The following is a 14,193-nucleotide window of genomic DNA, read 5'->3' as shown; positions in this document are numbered from 1 at the left end:
GGACGCCGCTACCTGAAGATCCCGCTCGACGCCCTCGACGGCGCGGCGTGGGGCGAATGACGGAGGTCACCATGGCAAAGATCAGCGCGAAGGACTTGGTGGCCCAGGCCAACCGGGAGGTGGAGACTCTTTCGGCCGAGGAGGCGCTGGCACGTGTCGGCCAGCCGGACACGGTGCTCGTCGACGTGCGCGAAGGGGAGGAGTTGGCCAAGACCGGCAGGATCGCCGGCGCCGTCCACGTCCCCCGCGGCTTCCTTGAGTTCCAGGCCGACCTCGCGAGCCCGACCCAGCGGACCGAGCTCGGCGGGGGCCGGCGCCTGGTTCTCTACTGCGCCTCCGGCAACCGTTCGGCCCTGGCCGCCAAGACCCTGATTGACATGGGCCTCGGGCCGGTCGCCCATGTCGCGGGCGGCTTCCCGGCGCTGGCGAAGGCCGGCGGCACTGTCGAGCCAGCCTAATCGGGACTGGCAAACCGACAAGCCGCAGGTCACTTGCGACCGGCGGCCCCCAAGTTTGGGCGGTCGACGATCTCGACCGCGCCGCGCCGGACCTCGATTAGGCCCGCCTCGGCCCATTGCCCCAGGATGCGGCTCACGACTTCACGCACGCTGCCGATGTCGTCCGCGAGCTTCTGATGGGTCACCGCGGCGACACCTCGCGGATCGGCCTCGGCCAGGAGCCGCTGCGCGAGACGTTGCTTCAACGGCGCGAACGCGACCTCATCGATCAGCGTGAACAGGCCGGACATCAACCGCGTGTAGTCGTCCATGACGAAGCTGCGGAAGGCGGCGCTCTCGCCCATCAGGTGTTGGAACGTGCTCACTGGCAGAGCCGCGAGTTCGGTCCGCTCCTCGGCGATGCTCTGCGCCGGGAACGTGCCGCCGGACAGGAGGCACTGCGTGGTCAAGGCGCAGGTCCCGCCGGGGCCAACCTTGTAGATCAGCACCTCACGCCCACCCTCCGACATGCGGAAGATGCGCGTGCGCCCCTCCAGGCACATCAGGTAGTTGGCGCACTCGCCATCGAGTTCGTAGGCGATGGCGCCCGCGTCCAGAACCGGGAAGTGCACCGTCCCCCGGGCGATCTGGAAGTGCGCCGGGCTGAGAGCTTGGAGCAGCGGAAACCGGTCGATCCAACGTTCGACCTTCTGGGCATCCATCATGGCGGCGTAGTCCCCCCCGGCCACGACGACGGGCTGATCGTCCGGCTCGCGTTGCGTTTTTCTCCCGCCGCTCTGGACTTGTGTGACCTGGGTCACCGACCGGGTGCAGCGGCTCGGCATAGCATCGCGACACAACGAACACGATAAGGGCACCCACCATGCGTGATGCCCACCGGGAGTAAAACCGATGCGCCGCCTCGCCCTGAGCTTCATGCTCGCCGTCCTTGCCGCAAGCCCCGCCGCAGCCGAACAGGACCTGCTGCTCGGGGCCGACATGTCATCGCCCGCCATGACCAAGGCCGAGATGAGCCGCGCCGACATCGAGGCGATGATTAAGGCCGCGGACGGCAAGCCCATCGACCTGCATGACAAGTCCCTGTCCGGCCTCGACCTCTCCGGGCTGAGCCTGCGTGGTGTGAACCTGCGGACCGCCCGCCTAAACAAGACCAACCTGCGCGGCGCCGACCTCAGCGGCGCGAACCTCGAACAGGCGTGGTTCATCAAGGCGGATCTGTCCGGTGCCAAGCTCGCGGACGCGAAGATGTTCGGCATAACCGCCCGCGATGCCAATTTCAGCGGGGCCGACCTCAGCCGGTCCATGCCAATCGGCGACTTCAAGGGCGCCAACATGAGCGGTGCGACGCTGGTCGACCTCAAGGGTGGCGCCGATATCAAGAACCAGTCCATGGGCCTGATGCGGGCGGTGTTCGTGTCGGTAAACCTCTCCGGCGCGAACCTGAAGGGAGCCAATCTCGGCCGGTCGCGGCTTGAATACGCCAACCTCACGGATGCCGACCTCACCGACGTGGTTCTGATGGGGTCGGACCTGTCCGGGGCGAACCTGACCGGCGCAATTGTTACGGGCGCAGACTTCAAGAATGTGGACGTTAGCGGTGCCCGGCTGATCGACCTCAAGGGTCAGTCCGAGGCCAAGGACTGGGCCGAGCGTGTGAACGTCGACCGCGCCGTCACCCAGGCATCCAATTGAGCCGCCCGTTCGCCTCGACCCATCACCAAGGAGACAGACAGCCCATGACCACCCGTCGGTTCCTGCTCGGCGCCCTGGCCGCCGCTCCCCTGCTGTTCGGTACGGCCGCGAATGCCGCCGAGGCGGTCTTCACCCCTGATGCATTCGAGGCGGCCCAGAAGGCAGGCAAGCCGATCCTCGTCCATGTCACTGCGCCGTGGTGCACCGTCTGCGCGGCCCAGAAGCCGATCCTGGCCAAGCTAGAAGCACAGCCCCGGTTCAAGGATCTCCAGGTATTCGATGTCGACTTCGACAGCCGCAAGGACGTGTTGAAGCGGTTCGGCGTGACGACACAGAGTACCCTGATCACCTTCAAGGGTGAGAAGGAGACGGGACGCTCAGTCGGCGACACCCAGCCAGAGTGGATCGAGGGCGCCGTCGAGAAGGCTTTGTAGGCCGGCCATGGCCACGACGTTCGGCCTCGCGTTCCTCGCCGGCATCCTCTCGGTGCTGTCCCCATGCGTGTTGCCCTTACTGCCGCTGGTTCTGGGGGCGGCGGCATCGGAACACAGGCTCGGTCCTGCAGCCCTGGCTGCCGGCCTCGCGCTGTCCTTCGTGGCCATTGGGCTGTTCGTGGCGACCGTAGGGTTCGCCCTCGGCCTCGACGCCGATGTCTTCCGCACCGTCGCGGCCATCATGCTGGTCCTGATCGGGCTCGTCCTGATGGTTCCGGCCGCCCAGACCCGGCTTGCCGTCGCCGCCGGCCCGGTGAGCAACTGGACCGAGAGCCGGTTCGGTGGCTTCTCGACCGCCGGGCTCCTGGGACAGTTTGGGGTCGGGCTGCTACTCGGGGCGGTCTGGAGCCCCTGCGTGGGGCCGACCCTCGGGGCCGCGTCCCTACTCGCATCGCAGGGGCGAGACCTGAGTACGGTGGCGGCAACGATGCTTCTGTTCGGCATCGGCGCCGCTCTTCCGCTCCTGCTCCTCGGCACGCTGTCCCGCGAGGTACTGATGCGCTGGCGCGACCGGATGATGGGGCTCGGCAAGGGGCTGAAGGTCGCCCTGGGCGCCATCCTCGCGGCTACCGGCCTGATGATCGCCACGGGCTACGACAAGACTGCGGAGACCGTCCTTGTCAACGCCTCGCCGGCTTGGCTCACCAACCTGACGACCCGCCTGTGACCTCGATGGTATCCGCCTCCAGAGCCCACCCCATGCGACCCTACTTACTTCGGACCTGCCTGCTCTACGCTGCCCTCCCCCTCGGGATTGCAGGTCCGGCACATGCTTGGGAAATGGTCGGCACGAAGCAGCTTGAGCTACGAACCCGCGACGGTACGTCCGTCCCAATCGGCACCGTGACGTTCACCCCGGAGCCGGACGCCACTCGTTTCGCCGTCGCCATCGACCGGACGAAGTTCAAGGACTTCTTTCTGTCGATGCGCGAGTTCAAATGCGTCGAGGGGCCCGAGGTCCAGTGCTACGTCCCCTATCCCTACGCGAATCCGGAAACGGTCCGCGCGGGCGATTTCACGTGGCTGGAGCACGCCCTGCTCTTCCTCTACAAGGCGCCGGCCGACTACGGAGCCAAGTTAAGCAACGGCCTCTATTACGCTCTTCAGAAAACGGAGGACGGGCTAGTTGGAAGGCCGATGGCGGTGGACCTCAACGACATCGCGGCTCCGCCCCAGGATCCCTCCGTGCCCCCGTTCGATCAGGCTGCCCGTGCGGACATTGTTCCAGGCGCCCGTTGGATTGAGGCGCTTGTCATCCGCTGAGACAAGCAAGTCGCCCCACCGGACCCAGTTAAACGCGCAGGTAGCTCCAACCTGCTTCCTGAAGGGTCACGAGACGGACCGCCCCCGCTGGAACGATGCCGACGTGGGACAGCAGTTCCAAAGGGTGTCCCTCGGCCTTCTCCATAGCCTTGATTGTGTTGCCGCAGGCCGAGAGGACGATCCCGGGCACGCTCTCGCTAATGGAATGGATCCTCGCCGTCACGGGCGATGTGTCGGCCCGCAGCATGTGCAGGCCTGGGCCATAGGCGACGATCTCGACTTCCAGTTCCTCGGCCTGTTCGCTGTATTCGCGCGCGAGGTTGACCGCATTGTTGAGGGCGAGATCGAACACGCCGCCCTCGCGGGAACTGACCTGCATCGCGACCCGGTGGGTCTTCGGGCCGGTTGCCGGAGCCGCCGTGGCCCTGCTCGCCCCGAGTCCGGCCAGCAGCGCGGCCAAACCGGAGACGCCCCTGCGCGACAGCATCATCTCGTCCCCTCCGTTGTCGAACGATCCTGATCCAGGACGCGCGCTCCTTTTGGAACCCTCTCGTCAGGTCTGCAGGAATCGATAGCTGTCGCCTGCACGCTCGACATGTCCGACGCCCGAGCCCGGGAGATGAAAGCCAACGAGCGTCATCCGCTCGTTCGCCAACCGGTCCAGCAGGTTCAGGCGGGTGCGGGAAGCGAGGTCGCGGTCGAGATCGCTTCCGAACGCCCAGGCGGGACGCCGGAACGACAGGACGCCATGGCTTAGGGCATCCCCGCCGATCAGTACCTGATCCCGTCCCGCTTCGATGAGTACGGAGGCGTGGCCGGGTGTATGCCCCGGCGTCGCGACGTAGGTGAGGCCGGGAGCGATGCTCTCGCCGGGCTTACGACGCTCCATCTTCGACTCAAGACGGCGCAGGGTCCGTCGCGAGCCTACGGAGAGACCCTTCAGCCAGTCGGGCACTAGGTTCTCGACGTCGTCGCGGGTCCAAAAATCCCATTCTGCCGCCGGCACCACGTAGCGGGCATTGGGAAACCGTTCGCTGTCGTCGAAATCGTCGATCGCACCCCAGAGATGATCGGGATGGGCATGCGTGAACACGACCTGGGTGATCGCCTCGCGCGAAATGTTCCGGCTTTCCAACGACTCTGCGAGCTTGCCTGCCGTCGGCTGAAATGAGTTGCCCGAGCCAGCATCGATCAGGATGATCTCCGAACCAATCCGCACGAGGCTCGCGTTCGTCGGGATTGGGGCGGCCTCCGCGCGCTGGCCCTCGACCTTGAAGACAGTCTGCACCTCCTCGCGCGGCGTATTGGGCAGCATGAACGCGAGGGAGGAGGACAGCGTGCCGTCGCTCGCCGTCTCGATGGAGGCGCCGCCGACCTTCAGTGCTTCCGCCGGGTTGGCCGACGCGCCGTTGGTCGGCCACGCGCTCGCGAGGCCTGCCGCAAGCCCCGCCATGAAGAGACGCCTGTCGCAGCGCGATCCTGGGATAGGGGCGCCGGTCATCATTGGACCGGCGGCGCCTTCTTCGCGGAGTCGGCAGCCTTGTCGGGCGTCACGTCGAGGATGCGCGCATGGCTTGTGATGGTCGCCTCTTTGGCCAGGCAGTTGGTCATGCAGGGCTTAGCCGTCCAGAACTCCTTCTCCGCCGTCTCGCGGTCGTCCATGAAGAAGTTCTTCTCGTTCGGCAGGCGGATGCTGGCGAGATTCTTCTCGTTCACCTCGAAATCCTGATCCTTCAGAATGTCGTTGAGATAGAGGAGATAGGCCGTGACCGAGTAGGTCTCGTCCGACGTCAGGGTCTGGGCCGCGCCGAACGGCATCGCCCGGTGCACGAAGTCGAAGACGGTCGAGACGTAGGGCCAGTAGGACCCAATGGTCTTGACCGGGTTCTCCGACTTCAAGGTCCCGGATCCGCCGGCGAGTTCCGGCCACCGGCCCGCGCCTTCGCCGAACTCGCCGTGGCAGCTGGCGCAGCGCTCCTGGAAGATGGTCTCACCGAGTGCCGCCGTGCCCTTGCCGACCGGAAGCCCCTGGCCGTCCGGCCGCACGTCGATGTCCCAGCCCTTGATTTCCTCGGGCGTTGCCGCGCGGCCGATGTTTAGGCGTTCGGCCGCCACCGGCGTCGCGGCGAGGAGAATGGCCGAAAGGACGGCTGGAATGAGGTTACGCGACCTCGACATTCTCGATCTCCCCGGTGGGCAGCACGTGCCAGGTCTGGATGCCGTTGTTGTGGTAGATCGAGTTCAGGCCGCGATGCTGGCGCAGCGCCGCCTTGGTCGGCTGCACATAGCCGGTCTCGTCCCTGGCGCGGGACTGGAGCAGCAGCGGCTCACCGTTCCAGTCGAACTCGTAATAAAAGCGCGTCAGCGCCTTATCGAGGACCGGACCGTCGAGGCGGGCGGCGCGCCAGTTACGACCGCCATCGAGGGAGACGTCTACGCCATTGATCGCCCCGCGTCCCGACCACGCGAGGCCCGAGAGCACGGTGAAGCCCTTGCCGTGGATGAGCGCCTGCGGGCTCGGATTGGTGATCACGGACTTCGCGTCCATAGCCCAAGTGAAGCGCCGCGCCTGTCCGTCCGGCATGAGGGCCGTGTACTTCGAGGTCTCCTCGCGGGTGTGCCAGGGCTCGTCGCCAACCTTGATCCGGCGCAGCCACTTCACCCACATATTGCCCTGCCAGCCGGGCAGGACGAGGCGCAGGGGATAGCCGTGCTCGGGATAGAGCGCCTCGCCGTTCATGGCGTAGGCGACGATGGCGTCGTCGAGCGCCTTCTCGATCGGCACCGAGCGGGTCATGGCCGACGCATCGGCCCCCTCCGGCAGCAGCCACTTGGCGTTCGTCTTGAGACCCACCTCTTCGAGCAGGCGCTTGAGCGGCACGCCCGTGTACATGACGCAGTGGATCATGCCGTGGGTGAACTGGCAGCCGTTGAGCTGCGCGCCCTTCCACTCCATGCCGGAATTGGCCGCGCATTCGAGGAACGCGATCCGGTTGACGCGGGGGAAGCGCTTGATGTCCTCCAGCGTCAGCATCAGCGGCTTCTCGACGAGGCCGTGGATCATCAACCGGTGCTCGGCTGGGTCGATCTCGGCGATGCCGCCATGGTGGCGCTCGAAGCCGAGGCCGTTGGGGGTGATGATCCCCTCAAGCTGGTGCAGCGGCGTGAAGCTCACCGAGCTCTGGCGAGAGGCGGTCAGCCATTCAACGTCGCGGCGGATCACGTCCGCCTCGAACTTCGAGGGGTGGCCATAGGGTCGGCTCACGACACCGTCACCGAGGGATTGCGACCATTCCGGCACGTTCGGCGGCAGGTTCTTCGCATCCGGTGCGGCGGCCGCCGCACGGCCCGCGAAAGCCCCGGTTCCCACCCCGGCGCCGACCGCTCCGCCCAGAGCGAGGCCGGTGCGCAGGAAGGATCGGCGGGAGGTCGGCCCGGACGGATCGGGGCGCGGCTTCGGTTCAGACATCGGTCTCTCCGAACTGTTTCAAGTATGGCAATGTGTGAATATCTTGAAGACGACTAGGCGCCACGGACGGTGACCTGCGCGGGCGTCGGGTTCACCGTTCCCTTGGCCTTGATATGCGAGGCGACGACGTCCCAGATCGGCGGACCCTCGGTCCCCTCATTGACGCTCGCCCAGCCTGCCACGGTGTAGCTGCTGCCGGCCTCGATGGGTTTGCCGGTGCGCAGCAGGGTGAGGTCGGAGATGCGGCTGCCAGCCGGACGGGCGACGTCGATGGCGTAGGACACGCCCCCCACCCGCACCATGTCGCCCCCCTGCTGGTAGTAGGGATCGGCGTTGAAGAGGTTGTCGGCCACGTCCTCCAGCACCTCCTTCAGCCGGGCGCCGGTCATGGGCATCCGGTAGGCCGCCGGGTAGGTGATGGCGGTGGCGTTGTAGACGTCCTCGTGGGTGATCGCTTGTCCGGGCAGGAGGGTCGTGCCCCAGCGGAAGCCGGGCGAGAGCGCGATGTCGGCCTCACGCTCGGACAAGAGCGCGTCGCAGATCATATCGTCGAGGGTGCCGTTGAAGTTGCCGCGCCGGTAGAGCAGGGCCTCGGTCCGCCCGAGTTCCTGGCTCAGCATCGTGTCATGGGGTGCACGAATCGCCTGGATCTTGGCCGCCATCGCCTTCTGCGGGGCGATGACATCGGAGAAGATCGGGATGAGCTTCGAGCGGTAGCCCTTCACGGCGCCGTCCCGCACATCGAGGTCGACGCGGGTGAGGAACTTGCCGTGGCTGCCCGAGGCGATGAGCAGGGTGTTGCCGACCTTCACCGCCTGCGGCAGCGCATCGTGCGTGTGGCCGGTGAGGACGACGTCGATTCCCTTCACCCGCGAGGCGAGCTTGCGGTCGACGTCGAAGCCGTTGTGGGAGAGCAGCACGACGAGGTCAGCGCCGTCCTTCCGGGCCTTGTCGACGCTCGCCTGCACATCCTCCTCACGGATGCCGAAGGACCAGTTTGGGATCATCCAGCGAGGGTTGGCGATGGGCGTGTAGGGGAAGGCCTGCCCAATCACCGCGACCTTCGCGCCGCCGCGCTCGAACATTTTGGTGGATTCGAAGGCCGGCTCGTTCCACTCGGCGTCGCGGACATTCTGGCCGAGGAACGGGCAGCCGAGCCCGTCCACGATCTCCTTCACCCGCTCGGTGCCGAGGGTGAACTCCCAGTGGCCGGTCATGGCGTCTGGCTTCAGCAGCGCCATGCAGTCGACCATGTCCTGGCCCTTGCTCACCATCGAGGTGTAGCTGTTCTGCCAAGTGTCGCCGCCGTCGAGGAACAGCACCTTGTCGCCGCGCTCGGCGCGGATCGCGTCGAGCACCGTGGCGATGCGGTCGAGGCCGCCCATCCGGCCGTAGCTGCGGGCCAAGGCGACGTAGTCCTCCGGCGTCAGCGCATAGGCCAGCGGCGAGCCGCCGGGGATGCCGTAGAGGTCGAGGTAGGCGCGTCCGGTGACGTGGGGGACCTGACCGCGCGCCTCGCCCACCCCGAGATTGGTCGAGGGCTCGCGGAACAGCACGGGCCGCAACTGCGCGTGGATGTCGGTCAGGTGGACCAGGGTGACGTTGCCCATCGGCTCGAAGGCCAGGAGATCGTCCTGGGTCAGGCGCTGCTGGGCGAAGGCGCGGGTCCAGCCTGTCGGCACCAGGGCCGCTGTGGCGGCGGCGATCTGCAGGAAGTCGCGGCGGGAGGTCATAGCGGTATCAGACCTTCAGTTGCGCACGGCGGGCGTCTCGACCGGAAGGCCGAGGCCGCGCCACGCGACGTAGGTCTCCAGGGCGAGGAACTCGTCGGAGAGCGGCTTGAACGGCGTGGCCCGGACGTCCTGCATGCAGCCCTCCATGCGCTCGTGCAGCGGCACCAGCCGCTGGTCGCGCAGGCGGTAGACGGGGAAGCCGTTGCTCTGCCCCTGGCTGAGGAAATCGGCCCGAAGGTATTTGCCGTGGTTCTTCTCGTGGCAGCTCGCGCAGGCGAGATCGAGCTGGCCGTTCCGCTGGTAGTAGAGCGACTTACCGCGCTCGAACCAGGGCGTCATCGGCCCGTCCACCTTCACGGCGACCGGCATCCCCCGGGACTGGTTGCGGATGTAGGTGGTCATCGCCGTGAGTTCGGGCGAGCCGAAGGCGTAAGGCTCGGCCTTCAGGGCGCCGCTGCGGCAGATGTTGATTCGCTGCTCCAGATTGACCGGCTTGCCGAGCTTCTCGTTCCATTTGGGATAGGCCGCCGCAACGCCCTTCATCGAGGTCGAGGCCTCGTTGTGGCAGCTCGCGCAGGACTTGCCGGCGGCGCCATCGACCTTCGACCAGAGTTCCTCGCCCTGCTCGACGGCGAGAAAGCCCGGATTGTTGAAGTCGTCGGCCTGCATCTCCTGCGTTTCCTTGGAACGGAAATACAGGCCCGAGACGACTTCCTCGAATGGAGAATCCGGGCTCGGGGGCTTCATGCCGTGCGCCTGCCACGCCGGGCGCTCGGACGCTTCCTTCGCGACGGGCGCCGACGGCATGTCCTGTGCGTGCGGCGCAACGGCCAACGCGACGAGCGCGAGCGCTGTAAAGGCGAGAGTTGGGCGGACCATGGTGAGGGCTCCGGCGCGGCGGGGAAAGGCGCTCCGGGGCGAACGGCCCCGGTTGCGCGTCAGGCGACCTTGATCTGCTCGGTAGCCTGGATCTTCGACCCGTCGTCATCGACCCAGGTAAAGGTCAGCGCTCCGGATTCCTCGGGCTTGATCTTAAACTGGAAGTAGGGATTGGCGGAGACTGCGCTTTCGATATCGGCGCTGAAGATCGTCTTACCGTTCAAGTCACAGGTGAACTTGTTCAGGATCTTGCGCGGGATCGTCTTCCCGTCCTTGTCCTTGCGCTGACCGGACTCCATCGTGTGGGAGACGAGCGTCTTCACCTCGATGATGCCGCCCTTGGCGACCTCCTTTTTGTCCAGTTTGATCCGCGGCTTCACGTCGGCCATGTAGTCCTCCCGTCCTCGTTCGATGCTGTCGCGTGTGGGTTAGCCACCGCAGCCGCCGATGGTGACCTTCACCTGGCGGACGTCGCTGAAGACCGAGCCGTCGTTCATGCGGGCGACCGCGATGACGTTCTGGGTCTCTGCGAGACGGATCCGGGTGTTCGCCTCCGCGACGCTCGACGGCGTGAAGTGGAAGCTGATGACCCCGGGGTTCGGGTTGCCCTCGGCAACGATCATCACCTCCTCGACGTAGCTTTCCGCCGTCATCGGCCCGTCGACGCTCACCGTCATCGGAACGGTGTTGCCGTTCTCGGCGATCTCGGGGAGTTCGAGCTTGACCCTGCCCTTCACCGGCTCCTTGCCGCGGGTAAAGGCCTTGATGGCCTCATCGGTCGCGGGCTTCGCCGCCAGGGCCGGCCCGGCGCGGAAAGCGAAGGCGGTGGCCACCATGGCGCCGGTGCCGAAGGCCAGGGCTTGGCGGCGGCTCAGTGCGGGGATCTTGGCAGAGGTCATGGCAAGCGGCTCCTTCAGCCCGCGAGATCACTTCAAGGTCGTGAGGTAGGCGACGACGTCCTCGACCTGCTGCGCGGTCAGGATCGGCTTGCCCTGGAATTCGGCGCGCACGCGGTGGAGGCCGTCGATCCGGTAGAAGGCCGGCATCACGGTCGCCTCGGTGAACACGTGCTTTGGGTTGACGATGATCATCCGCAGGTGGGCCGCGTCCCACCGGCCTGCGACGCCGTCGAGGGAGGGCCCGACCTCGCCGTGGAAGGATTCGCCCTTGAGCGACGAGACCTGATGGCAGCCGAGGCAATTGCCCTGGCGCCGGTTCACGACGACCTTCGCGCCGGCCGACGCATCCCCCGGCTTGTCGGTGAGCGGCTCGGGGATCGCGTCGCTGCCGTCGATGGCGACGATCTTGAACGGGGCGAGCCCGGTGGAAGCTGTCTCGGCTCCGGCGGCGGTCGCGAGGACGCAAAGTCCCGCGAGCGCAAAGGCTGTGATCGGCCTGCGCATCTGGCGTTTCCTCGGTGCGCCGTCTTTGCGGCGAGTGCGGTCGTCTCGGACCGCTCGCCATGCCGATGGGCGAACCCATCGACATATGCGAATTATTGCAAGTTTGACGCGGATCGCTTTCAAGTCAAGCTGGAATCGCGAGGTCGCTGACTCTCGCGGCCCGACTGTCAGCCCCGCTTCGCCGTCTCCGGGGAGCGTAGGTAATCCTCCAGGGTCGTCCGCTCGTCGGCGCGTTCGGCCACGAAGGCGAAGGAGCGGCGAAACTCCTCCGGGGGCACGTAGCCCCGCATTCGCAAGACCTCGCGCTGCTGGGGCGGCTTGCCCGCGAGCGCCGTTTCCTCGGCCGGAAAGAACTGAACGGTCGGCGTGGACCGGATGCCGTACTTCTCAGCGAAAGCTTTCTCGGAAAGGATCTGCCCGTCGAAATCGGTGACTTCCCGTGAACCGATGAAGTTCAGTTGCAGGATCTCGAAGCGCTCGCGGATAAAGGCACTCGTCGCCGGATCCGCGAAGTTCACGAGATGGATCTGCTTGCAGAAGGGGCAGCCCTTCAACTCCCAGAGGATGGCGAGGCGTTTGCCGTGCTCCCGCGCCGTCTTCAGATCGTCGGGGAGATCGAGGAAGCTTTCGAGGAACCAGGGCTCCCGGTAGAGGCCGTCATCGCCCTGGATCGCCTGGGCCATGGTTTTGGAGGGAAGGCCGAGCGCGAGGGCAGCCGCCAGGAACCGGCGCCGGGTCGACATGGCGTCCCTCCAAATATTCGAGTTCCTGCATGTGTAGAGCGATTGTCCTGCCCCTGGCAATCCGGTCCTCCTGACATCTAGCCGCCCCTGAAGCCGCACGGACGACGGCGGTTTCCCGGTATTGGCGGTCACGATCACGGCGGCTGCGCCGTTGCCCCTCGAACACATTCGTCTTTTACTATATCAGGATCGGTGGTCCTGGGCTTGGGAAGGCCGATGCGGGGAACGAGGCGAGCGGTCATGGCGGGGGCGTGGGGGTTCACCTTATGGCCCGGCATCGTCGAGGCCGCCGAGCTGATCAAGTTCGAGCGGCGCGGCTGCCCGTGGTGCAAGGCCTGGGACAAGGAGATCGGGCCGATCTACCCGAAGACGGATATCGGGAAGCGGGCGCCGTTGCGCCGTGTCGATCTCGACGCAGGTCTCCCTCCCGGACTCACGCTCAAGCGCCCGATCCGCTACACACCGACATTCGTCCTCGTCGAAGACGGGTCCGAGCTCGACCGGATCGAGGGCTATCCGGGTGAGGATTTCTTCTGGGGGCGGGCCGAGCGGTTGCTCGAACGGCTCCCCGGATCCCCGTGACGGGCTTCGGGCGGCGAGGAAAAGGGTGGGATGATGCCGTTGCAACAGGCGCAACCGGTGACGAGCGTCGAGGCCCCGGGCAGCCTCGACCTGGATCTGTTGCTGGCCAATGCCCGCGATGCCAGCGAGCTGCTCAAAGCCCTTGGGCACGAGGCAAGGTTGGTCATTCTCTGCCTGCTGGTCGAGGGCGAGCGCTCGGTCTCGGAACTGGAGCAATTGCTGAACCTGCGGCAACCGGCCGTGTCCCAGCAACTGGCGCGGTTACGGGCCGACGATCTCGTCGAGGCCCGTCGCGACGGCAAGAACATCTACTATGCGCTGGCCCGGCCGGAGGTTCGCGAGATCATCGCCGCCCTGCACCGCGCGTTCTGCAACGGACGGACACCGTAACCGGCGAAGCCTCTTAGGTGTGCCGGTCCACGAGGTAGTAGAGCCCCGCGCGAGCCCCGACGAGGATCGCGCCGAGGGCGAGAATCGAGCCGACCGAGAGCGTCGAGAGCCCGCTCAATCCCTGGCCGATGGTGCAGCCCAGCGCCGTAACGCCGCCGGTGCCCATCAGGAAGGCGCCGAGCAGGTGGCGTTTTAACTCGCGGGCATCGTCAGGCGCCTCCCAGCGAAATTCCCCCGCAGCGCGCGCCGCCGCGAAGGATCCGAGCACGACGCCGAGGACCGAGGCCACACCGAAATCAATTCGCGTGCCGCTCGCGAGCATGGCGTAGAGGAGGGTATCGCCAACCGGCCGTGCGAAGCTGAAGGAGCCGACCGCCCGGGTTTCGAACTCATCGAAGCCCGCGCTTCCATTCGTCCACCAACCGGCGACGATGACGATCCCGATGGCGATGGCGCCGACCCAAAGCCGCCTAGTCCTGCGAAAATCTTTGCTCATGAGCGCCACGATACAGAGACCGATCCCCGCAACGACGCTGAAGGCGACGCGGCCGGTCCGATCCAGCCTCAATAAGGCCCCGAGACGCTGGCTGCCGAGATCGAGGCTCAGCGGTGCGGTGATCGTCACGCGGAGCAGAGCGGTCACGCCGCTGATCGCCATATAGGCCGAGAGGCCGAGCACGAAGAGGACGAAGAGGGCGCGCAGATCTCCCCCGCCGAGCCGCAGCAACGCGCCGAAGCTGCAGGTGCCGACGAGCGCCATGCCGAAGCCGAACATCGTTCCGCCGAGGATCATCGCGCCCCATTCGAAGCGCGGCCCCGCATAGATCGACCGGGCGAGGTCGAGACCGAATTCGGATTCCAAAAGCTGCGTGCCCACCACGGCGATGCCGGTGGCCAGCAACCATGCCCGGGCGCGGCGCGTGTCGCGCGCATAGACGGCATCTTCGATGGCGCCCAACGTGCAGAACCGCCCCCGGCGCGCGACCATCCCGAGCACGGCACCCAGCACGAGGCCGAGGGCCGCCCGGAGGAGATGCGCAGGCAGGAGGTCCATCATCGGCTCAGGTACGCCCAATACCGATGAGCC

19 protein-coding genes are annotated in these 14,193 nt (G+C 66.5%); 7 read left to right on the top strand and 12 right to left on the bottom strand.

Going from position 1 to position 14,193, the window contains the following annotated elements:
* Positions 1-71 precede the first annotated feature (71 nt).
* Positions 72-458 carry a rhodanese-like domain-containing protein gene (locus J4O73_RS21475; protein WP_426220709.1) on the top strand — a complete coding sequence of 129 codons (387 nt, stop codon included), beginning with the start codon at positions 72-74 and terminating at the stop codon, positions 456-458.
* A gap of 29 nt (positions 459-487) precedes the next feature.
* Here J4O73_RS21475 and J4O73_RS21470 read toward each other — a convergent pair whose 3' ends face one another.
* Positions 488-1,162, bottom strand: a complete 675-nt coding sequence (locus tag J4O73_RS21470) for a Crp/Fnr family transcriptional regulator (protein WP_426220707.1) — start codon at positions 1,160-1,162, stop codon at positions 488-490.
* A gap of 187 nt (positions 1,163-1,349) precedes the next feature.
* Here J4O73_RS21470 and J4O73_RS21465 point away from each other — a divergent pair, with 187 nt between their 5' ends.
* The 4 genes from J4O73_RS21465 to J4O73_RS21450 are packed head-to-tail and all read left to right on the top strand — an operon-like array spanning position 1,350 to position 3,907.
* On the top strand, positions 1,350-2,150 hold the full coding sequence (locus J4O73_RS21465; protein WP_426220706.1) for a pentapeptide repeat-containing protein: 801 nt from the start codon (positions 1,350-1,352) through the stop codon (positions 2,148-2,150).
* A gap of 44 nt (positions 2,151-2,194) precedes the next feature.
* Complete coding sequence (locus J4O73_RS21460; protein WP_426220704.1) at positions 2,195-2,584, top strand: thioredoxin family protein; 390 nt, start codon at positions 2,195-2,197, stop codon at positions 2,582-2,584.
* 7 nt (positions 2,585-2,591) lie between these two features.
* Positions 2,592-3,311: a cytochrome c biogenesis CcdA family protein gene (locus J4O73_RS21455; protein WP_426220702.1), complete on the top strand. Its 720-nt coding sequence runs from the start codon at positions 2,592-2,594 to the stop codon at positions 3,309-3,311.
* Between the two features lie 32 nt (positions 3,312-3,343).
* The gene (locus J4O73_RS21450; protein ID WP_426220700.1) at positions 3,344-3,907 is read left to right on the top strand and encodes a hypothetical protein; all 564 of its coding nucleotides are present in this window, start codon (positions 3,344-3,346) and stop codon (positions 3,905-3,907) included.
* Between the two features lie 28 nt (positions 3,908-3,935).
* Here the strand turns inward: J4O73_RS21450 and J4O73_RS21445 are convergent, their stop codons facing one another.
* The 10 genes from J4O73_RS21445 to J4O73_RS21400 all read right to left on the bottom strand — a co-directional run bounded on the left by J4O73_RS21445 (position 3,936) and on the right by J4O73_RS21400 (position 12,134).
* Positions 3,936-4,397 carry a hypothetical protein gene (locus J4O73_RS21445; RefSeq protein WP_426220698.1) on the bottom strand — a complete coding sequence of 154 codons (462 nt, stop codon included), beginning with the start codon at positions 4,395-4,397 and terminating at the stop codon, positions 3,936-3,938.
* 63 nt (positions 4,398-4,460) lie between these two features.
* The gene (locus J4O73_RS21440) at positions 4,461-5,408 is read right to left on the bottom strand and encodes an MBL fold metallo-hydrolase (RefSeq protein WP_426220696.1); all 948 of its coding nucleotides are present in this window, start codon (positions 5,406-5,408) and stop codon (positions 4,461-4,463) included.
* Positions 5,408-6,085: a c-type cytochrome gene (locus J4O73_RS21435; protein WP_426220694.1), complete on the bottom strand. Its 678-nt coding sequence runs from the start codon at positions 6,083-6,085 to the stop codon at positions 5,408-5,410. The genes J4O73_RS21440 and J4O73_RS21435 overlap by 1 nt, the downstream gene beginning before the upstream one ends.
* Positions 6,069-7,376, bottom strand: coding sequence for a sulfite dehydrogenase (gene soxC / locus J4O73_RS21430; protein WP_426220692.1), 1,308 nt, complete (start codon positions 7,374-7,376; stop codon positions 6,069-6,071). Before soxC ends, J4O73_RS21435 begins: the two co-directional genes overlap by 17 nt.
* A gap of 53 nt (positions 7,377-7,429) precedes the next feature.
* Entirely contained in the window at positions 7,430-9,109 is a 1,680-nt protein-coding gene (soxB, locus tag J4O73_RS21425; protein WP_426220691.1) for a thiosulfohydrolase SoxB, read from the bottom strand.
* Positions 9,110-9,124: 15 nt separating this feature from the next.
* Positions 9,125-9,988 carry a sulfur oxidation c-type cytochrome SoxA gene (gene soxA / locus J4O73_RS21420; protein WP_426220689.1) on the bottom strand — a complete coding sequence of 288 codons (864 nt, stop codon included), beginning with the start codon at positions 9,986-9,988 and terminating at the stop codon, positions 9,125-9,127.
* A 59-nt stretch (positions 9,989-10,047) separates the two neighbouring features.
* Entirely contained in the window at positions 10,048-10,377 is a 330-nt protein-coding gene (gene soxZ / locus J4O73_RS21415) for a thiosulfate oxidation carrier complex protein SoxZ (protein ID WP_010682137.1), read from the bottom strand.
* Positions 10,378-10,416: 39 nt separating this feature from the next.
* Complete coding sequence (soxY, locus tag J4O73_RS21410) at positions 10,417-10,887, bottom strand: thiosulfate oxidation carrier protein SoxY (protein WP_010682138.1); 471 nt, start codon at positions 10,885-10,887, stop codon at positions 10,417-10,419.
* Positions 10,888-10,914: 27 nt separating this feature from the next.
* Complete coding sequence (gene soxX / locus J4O73_RS21405) at positions 10,915-11,391, bottom strand: sulfur oxidation c-type cytochrome SoxX (protein ID WP_426220686.1); 477 nt, start codon at positions 11,389-11,391, stop codon at positions 10,915-10,917.
* Positions 11,392-11,558: 167 nt separating this feature from the next.
* On the bottom strand, positions 11,559-12,134 hold the full coding sequence (locus J4O73_RS21400) for a thioredoxin family protein (RefSeq protein WP_426220684.1): 576 nt from the start codon (positions 12,132-12,134) through the stop codon (positions 11,559-11,561).
* A 240-nt stretch (positions 12,135-12,374) separates the two neighbouring features.
* Between J4O73_RS21400 and J4O73_RS21395 the strand changes: the two genes are divergently transcribed.
* Both J4O73_RS21395 and J4O73_RS21390 read left to right on the top strand, forming a co-directional pair.
* Complete coding sequence (locus J4O73_RS21395) at positions 12,375-12,716, top strand: thioredoxin family protein (protein WP_426220683.1); 342 nt, start codon at positions 12,375-12,377, stop codon at positions 12,714-12,716.
* 33 nt (positions 12,717-12,749) lie between these two features.
* Positions 12,750-13,106 (top strand): ArsR/SmtB family transcription factor, encoded by a 357-nt coding sequence (locus J4O73_RS21390; RefSeq protein WP_043379005.1) that lies wholly within the window; start codon positions 12,750-12,752, stop codon positions 13,104-13,106.
* Positions 13,107-13,119: 13 nt separating this feature from the next.
* On the opposite strand, the gene J4O73_RS21385 is transcribed toward J4O73_RS21390, so the two are convergent.
* Positions 13,120-14,163, bottom strand: coding sequence for a YeeE/YedE family protein (locus tag J4O73_RS21385; RefSeq protein WP_426220681.1), 1,044 nt, complete (start codon positions 14,161-14,163; stop codon positions 13,120-13,122).
* Between the last annotated feature and the right edge of the window lie 30 nt (positions 14,164-14,193).

The organism is Methylobacterium sp. NFXW15 (assembly GCF_049887755.1).
GTDB lineage: Bacteria > Pseudomonadota > Alphaproteobacteria > Rhizobiales > Beijerinckiaceae > Methylobacterium.
This window is presented reverse-complemented; position numbering and strand designations above follow the sequence as displayed.

Bases quoted from the DNA above. Each gene is read 5' to 3' on its own strand.
- J4O73_RS21475 (WP_426220709.1), top strand. From the start codon at position 72: ATGGCAAAGATCAGCGCGAAGGACTTGGTGGCCCAGGCCAACCGGGAG.
- J4O73_RS21470 (WP_426220707.1), bottom strand. From the start codon at position 1,162: ATGATGGATGCCCAGAAGGTCGAACGTTGGATCGACCGGTTTCCGCTG.
- J4O73_RS21465 (WP_426220706.1), top strand. From the start codon at position 1,350: ATGCGCCGCCTCGCCCTGAGCTTCATGCTCGCCGTCCTTGCCGCAAGC.
- J4O73_RS21460 (WP_426220704.1), top strand. From the start codon at position 2,195: ATGACCACCCGTCGGTTCCTGCTCGGCGCCCTGGCCGCCGCTCCCCTG.
- J4O73_RS21455 (WP_426220702.1), top strand. From the start codon at position 2,592: ATGGCCACGACGTTCGGCCTCGCGTTCCTCGCCGGCATCCTCTCGGTG.
- J4O73_RS21450 (WP_426220700.1), top strand. From the start codon at position 3,344: ATGCGACCCTACTTACTTCGGACCTGCCTGCTCTACGCTGCCCTCCCC.
- J4O73_RS21445 (WP_426220698.1), bottom strand. From the start codon at position 4,397: ATGATGCTGTCGCGCAGGGGCGTCTCCGGTTTGGCCGCGCTGCTGGCC.
- J4O73_RS21440 (WP_426220696.1), bottom strand. From the start codon at position 5,408: ATGACCGGCGCCCCTATCCCAGGATCGCGCTGCGACAGGCGTCTCTTC.
- J4O73_RS21435 (WP_426220694.1), bottom strand. From the start codon at position 6,085: ATGTCGAGGTCGCGTAACCTCATTCCAGCCGTCCTTTCGGCCATTCTC.
- soxC (WP_426220692.1), bottom strand. From the start codon at position 7,376: ATGTCTGAACCGAAGCCGCGCCCCGATCCGTCCGGGCCGACCTCCCGC.
- soxB (WP_426220691.1), bottom strand. From the start codon at position 9,109: ATGACCTCCCGCCGCGACTTCCTGCAGATCGCCGCCGCCACAGCGGCC.
- soxA (WP_426220689.1), bottom strand. From the start codon at position 9,988: ATGGTCCGCCCAACTCTCGCCTTTACAGCGCTCGCGCTCGTCGCGTTG.
- soxZ (WP_010682137.1), bottom strand. From the start codon at position 10,377: ATGGCCGACGTGAAGCCGCGGATCAAACTGGACAAAAAGGAGGTCGCC.
- soxY (WP_010682138.1), bottom strand. From the start codon at position 10,887: ATGACCTCTGCCAAGATCCCCGCACTGAGCCGCCGCCAAGCCCTGGCC.
- soxX (WP_426220686.1), bottom strand. From the start codon at position 11,391: ATGCGCAGGCCGATCACAGCCTTTGCGCTCGCGGGACTTTGCGTCCTC.
- J4O73_RS21400 (WP_426220684.1), bottom strand. From the start codon at position 12,134: ATGTCGACCCGGCGCCGGTTCCTGGCGGCTGCCCTCGCGCTCGGCCTT.
- J4O73_RS21395 (WP_426220683.1), top strand. From the start codon at position 12,375: ATGGCGGGGGCGTGGGGGTTCACCTTATGGCCCGGCATCGTCGAGGCC.
- J4O73_RS21390 (WP_043379005.1), top strand. From the start codon at position 12,750: ATGCCGTTGCAACAGGCGCAACCGGTGACGAGCGTCGAGGCCCCGGGC.
- J4O73_RS21385 (WP_426220681.1), bottom strand. From the start codon at position 14,163: ATGATGGACCTCCTGCCTGCGCATCTCCTCCGGGCGGCCCTCGGCCTC.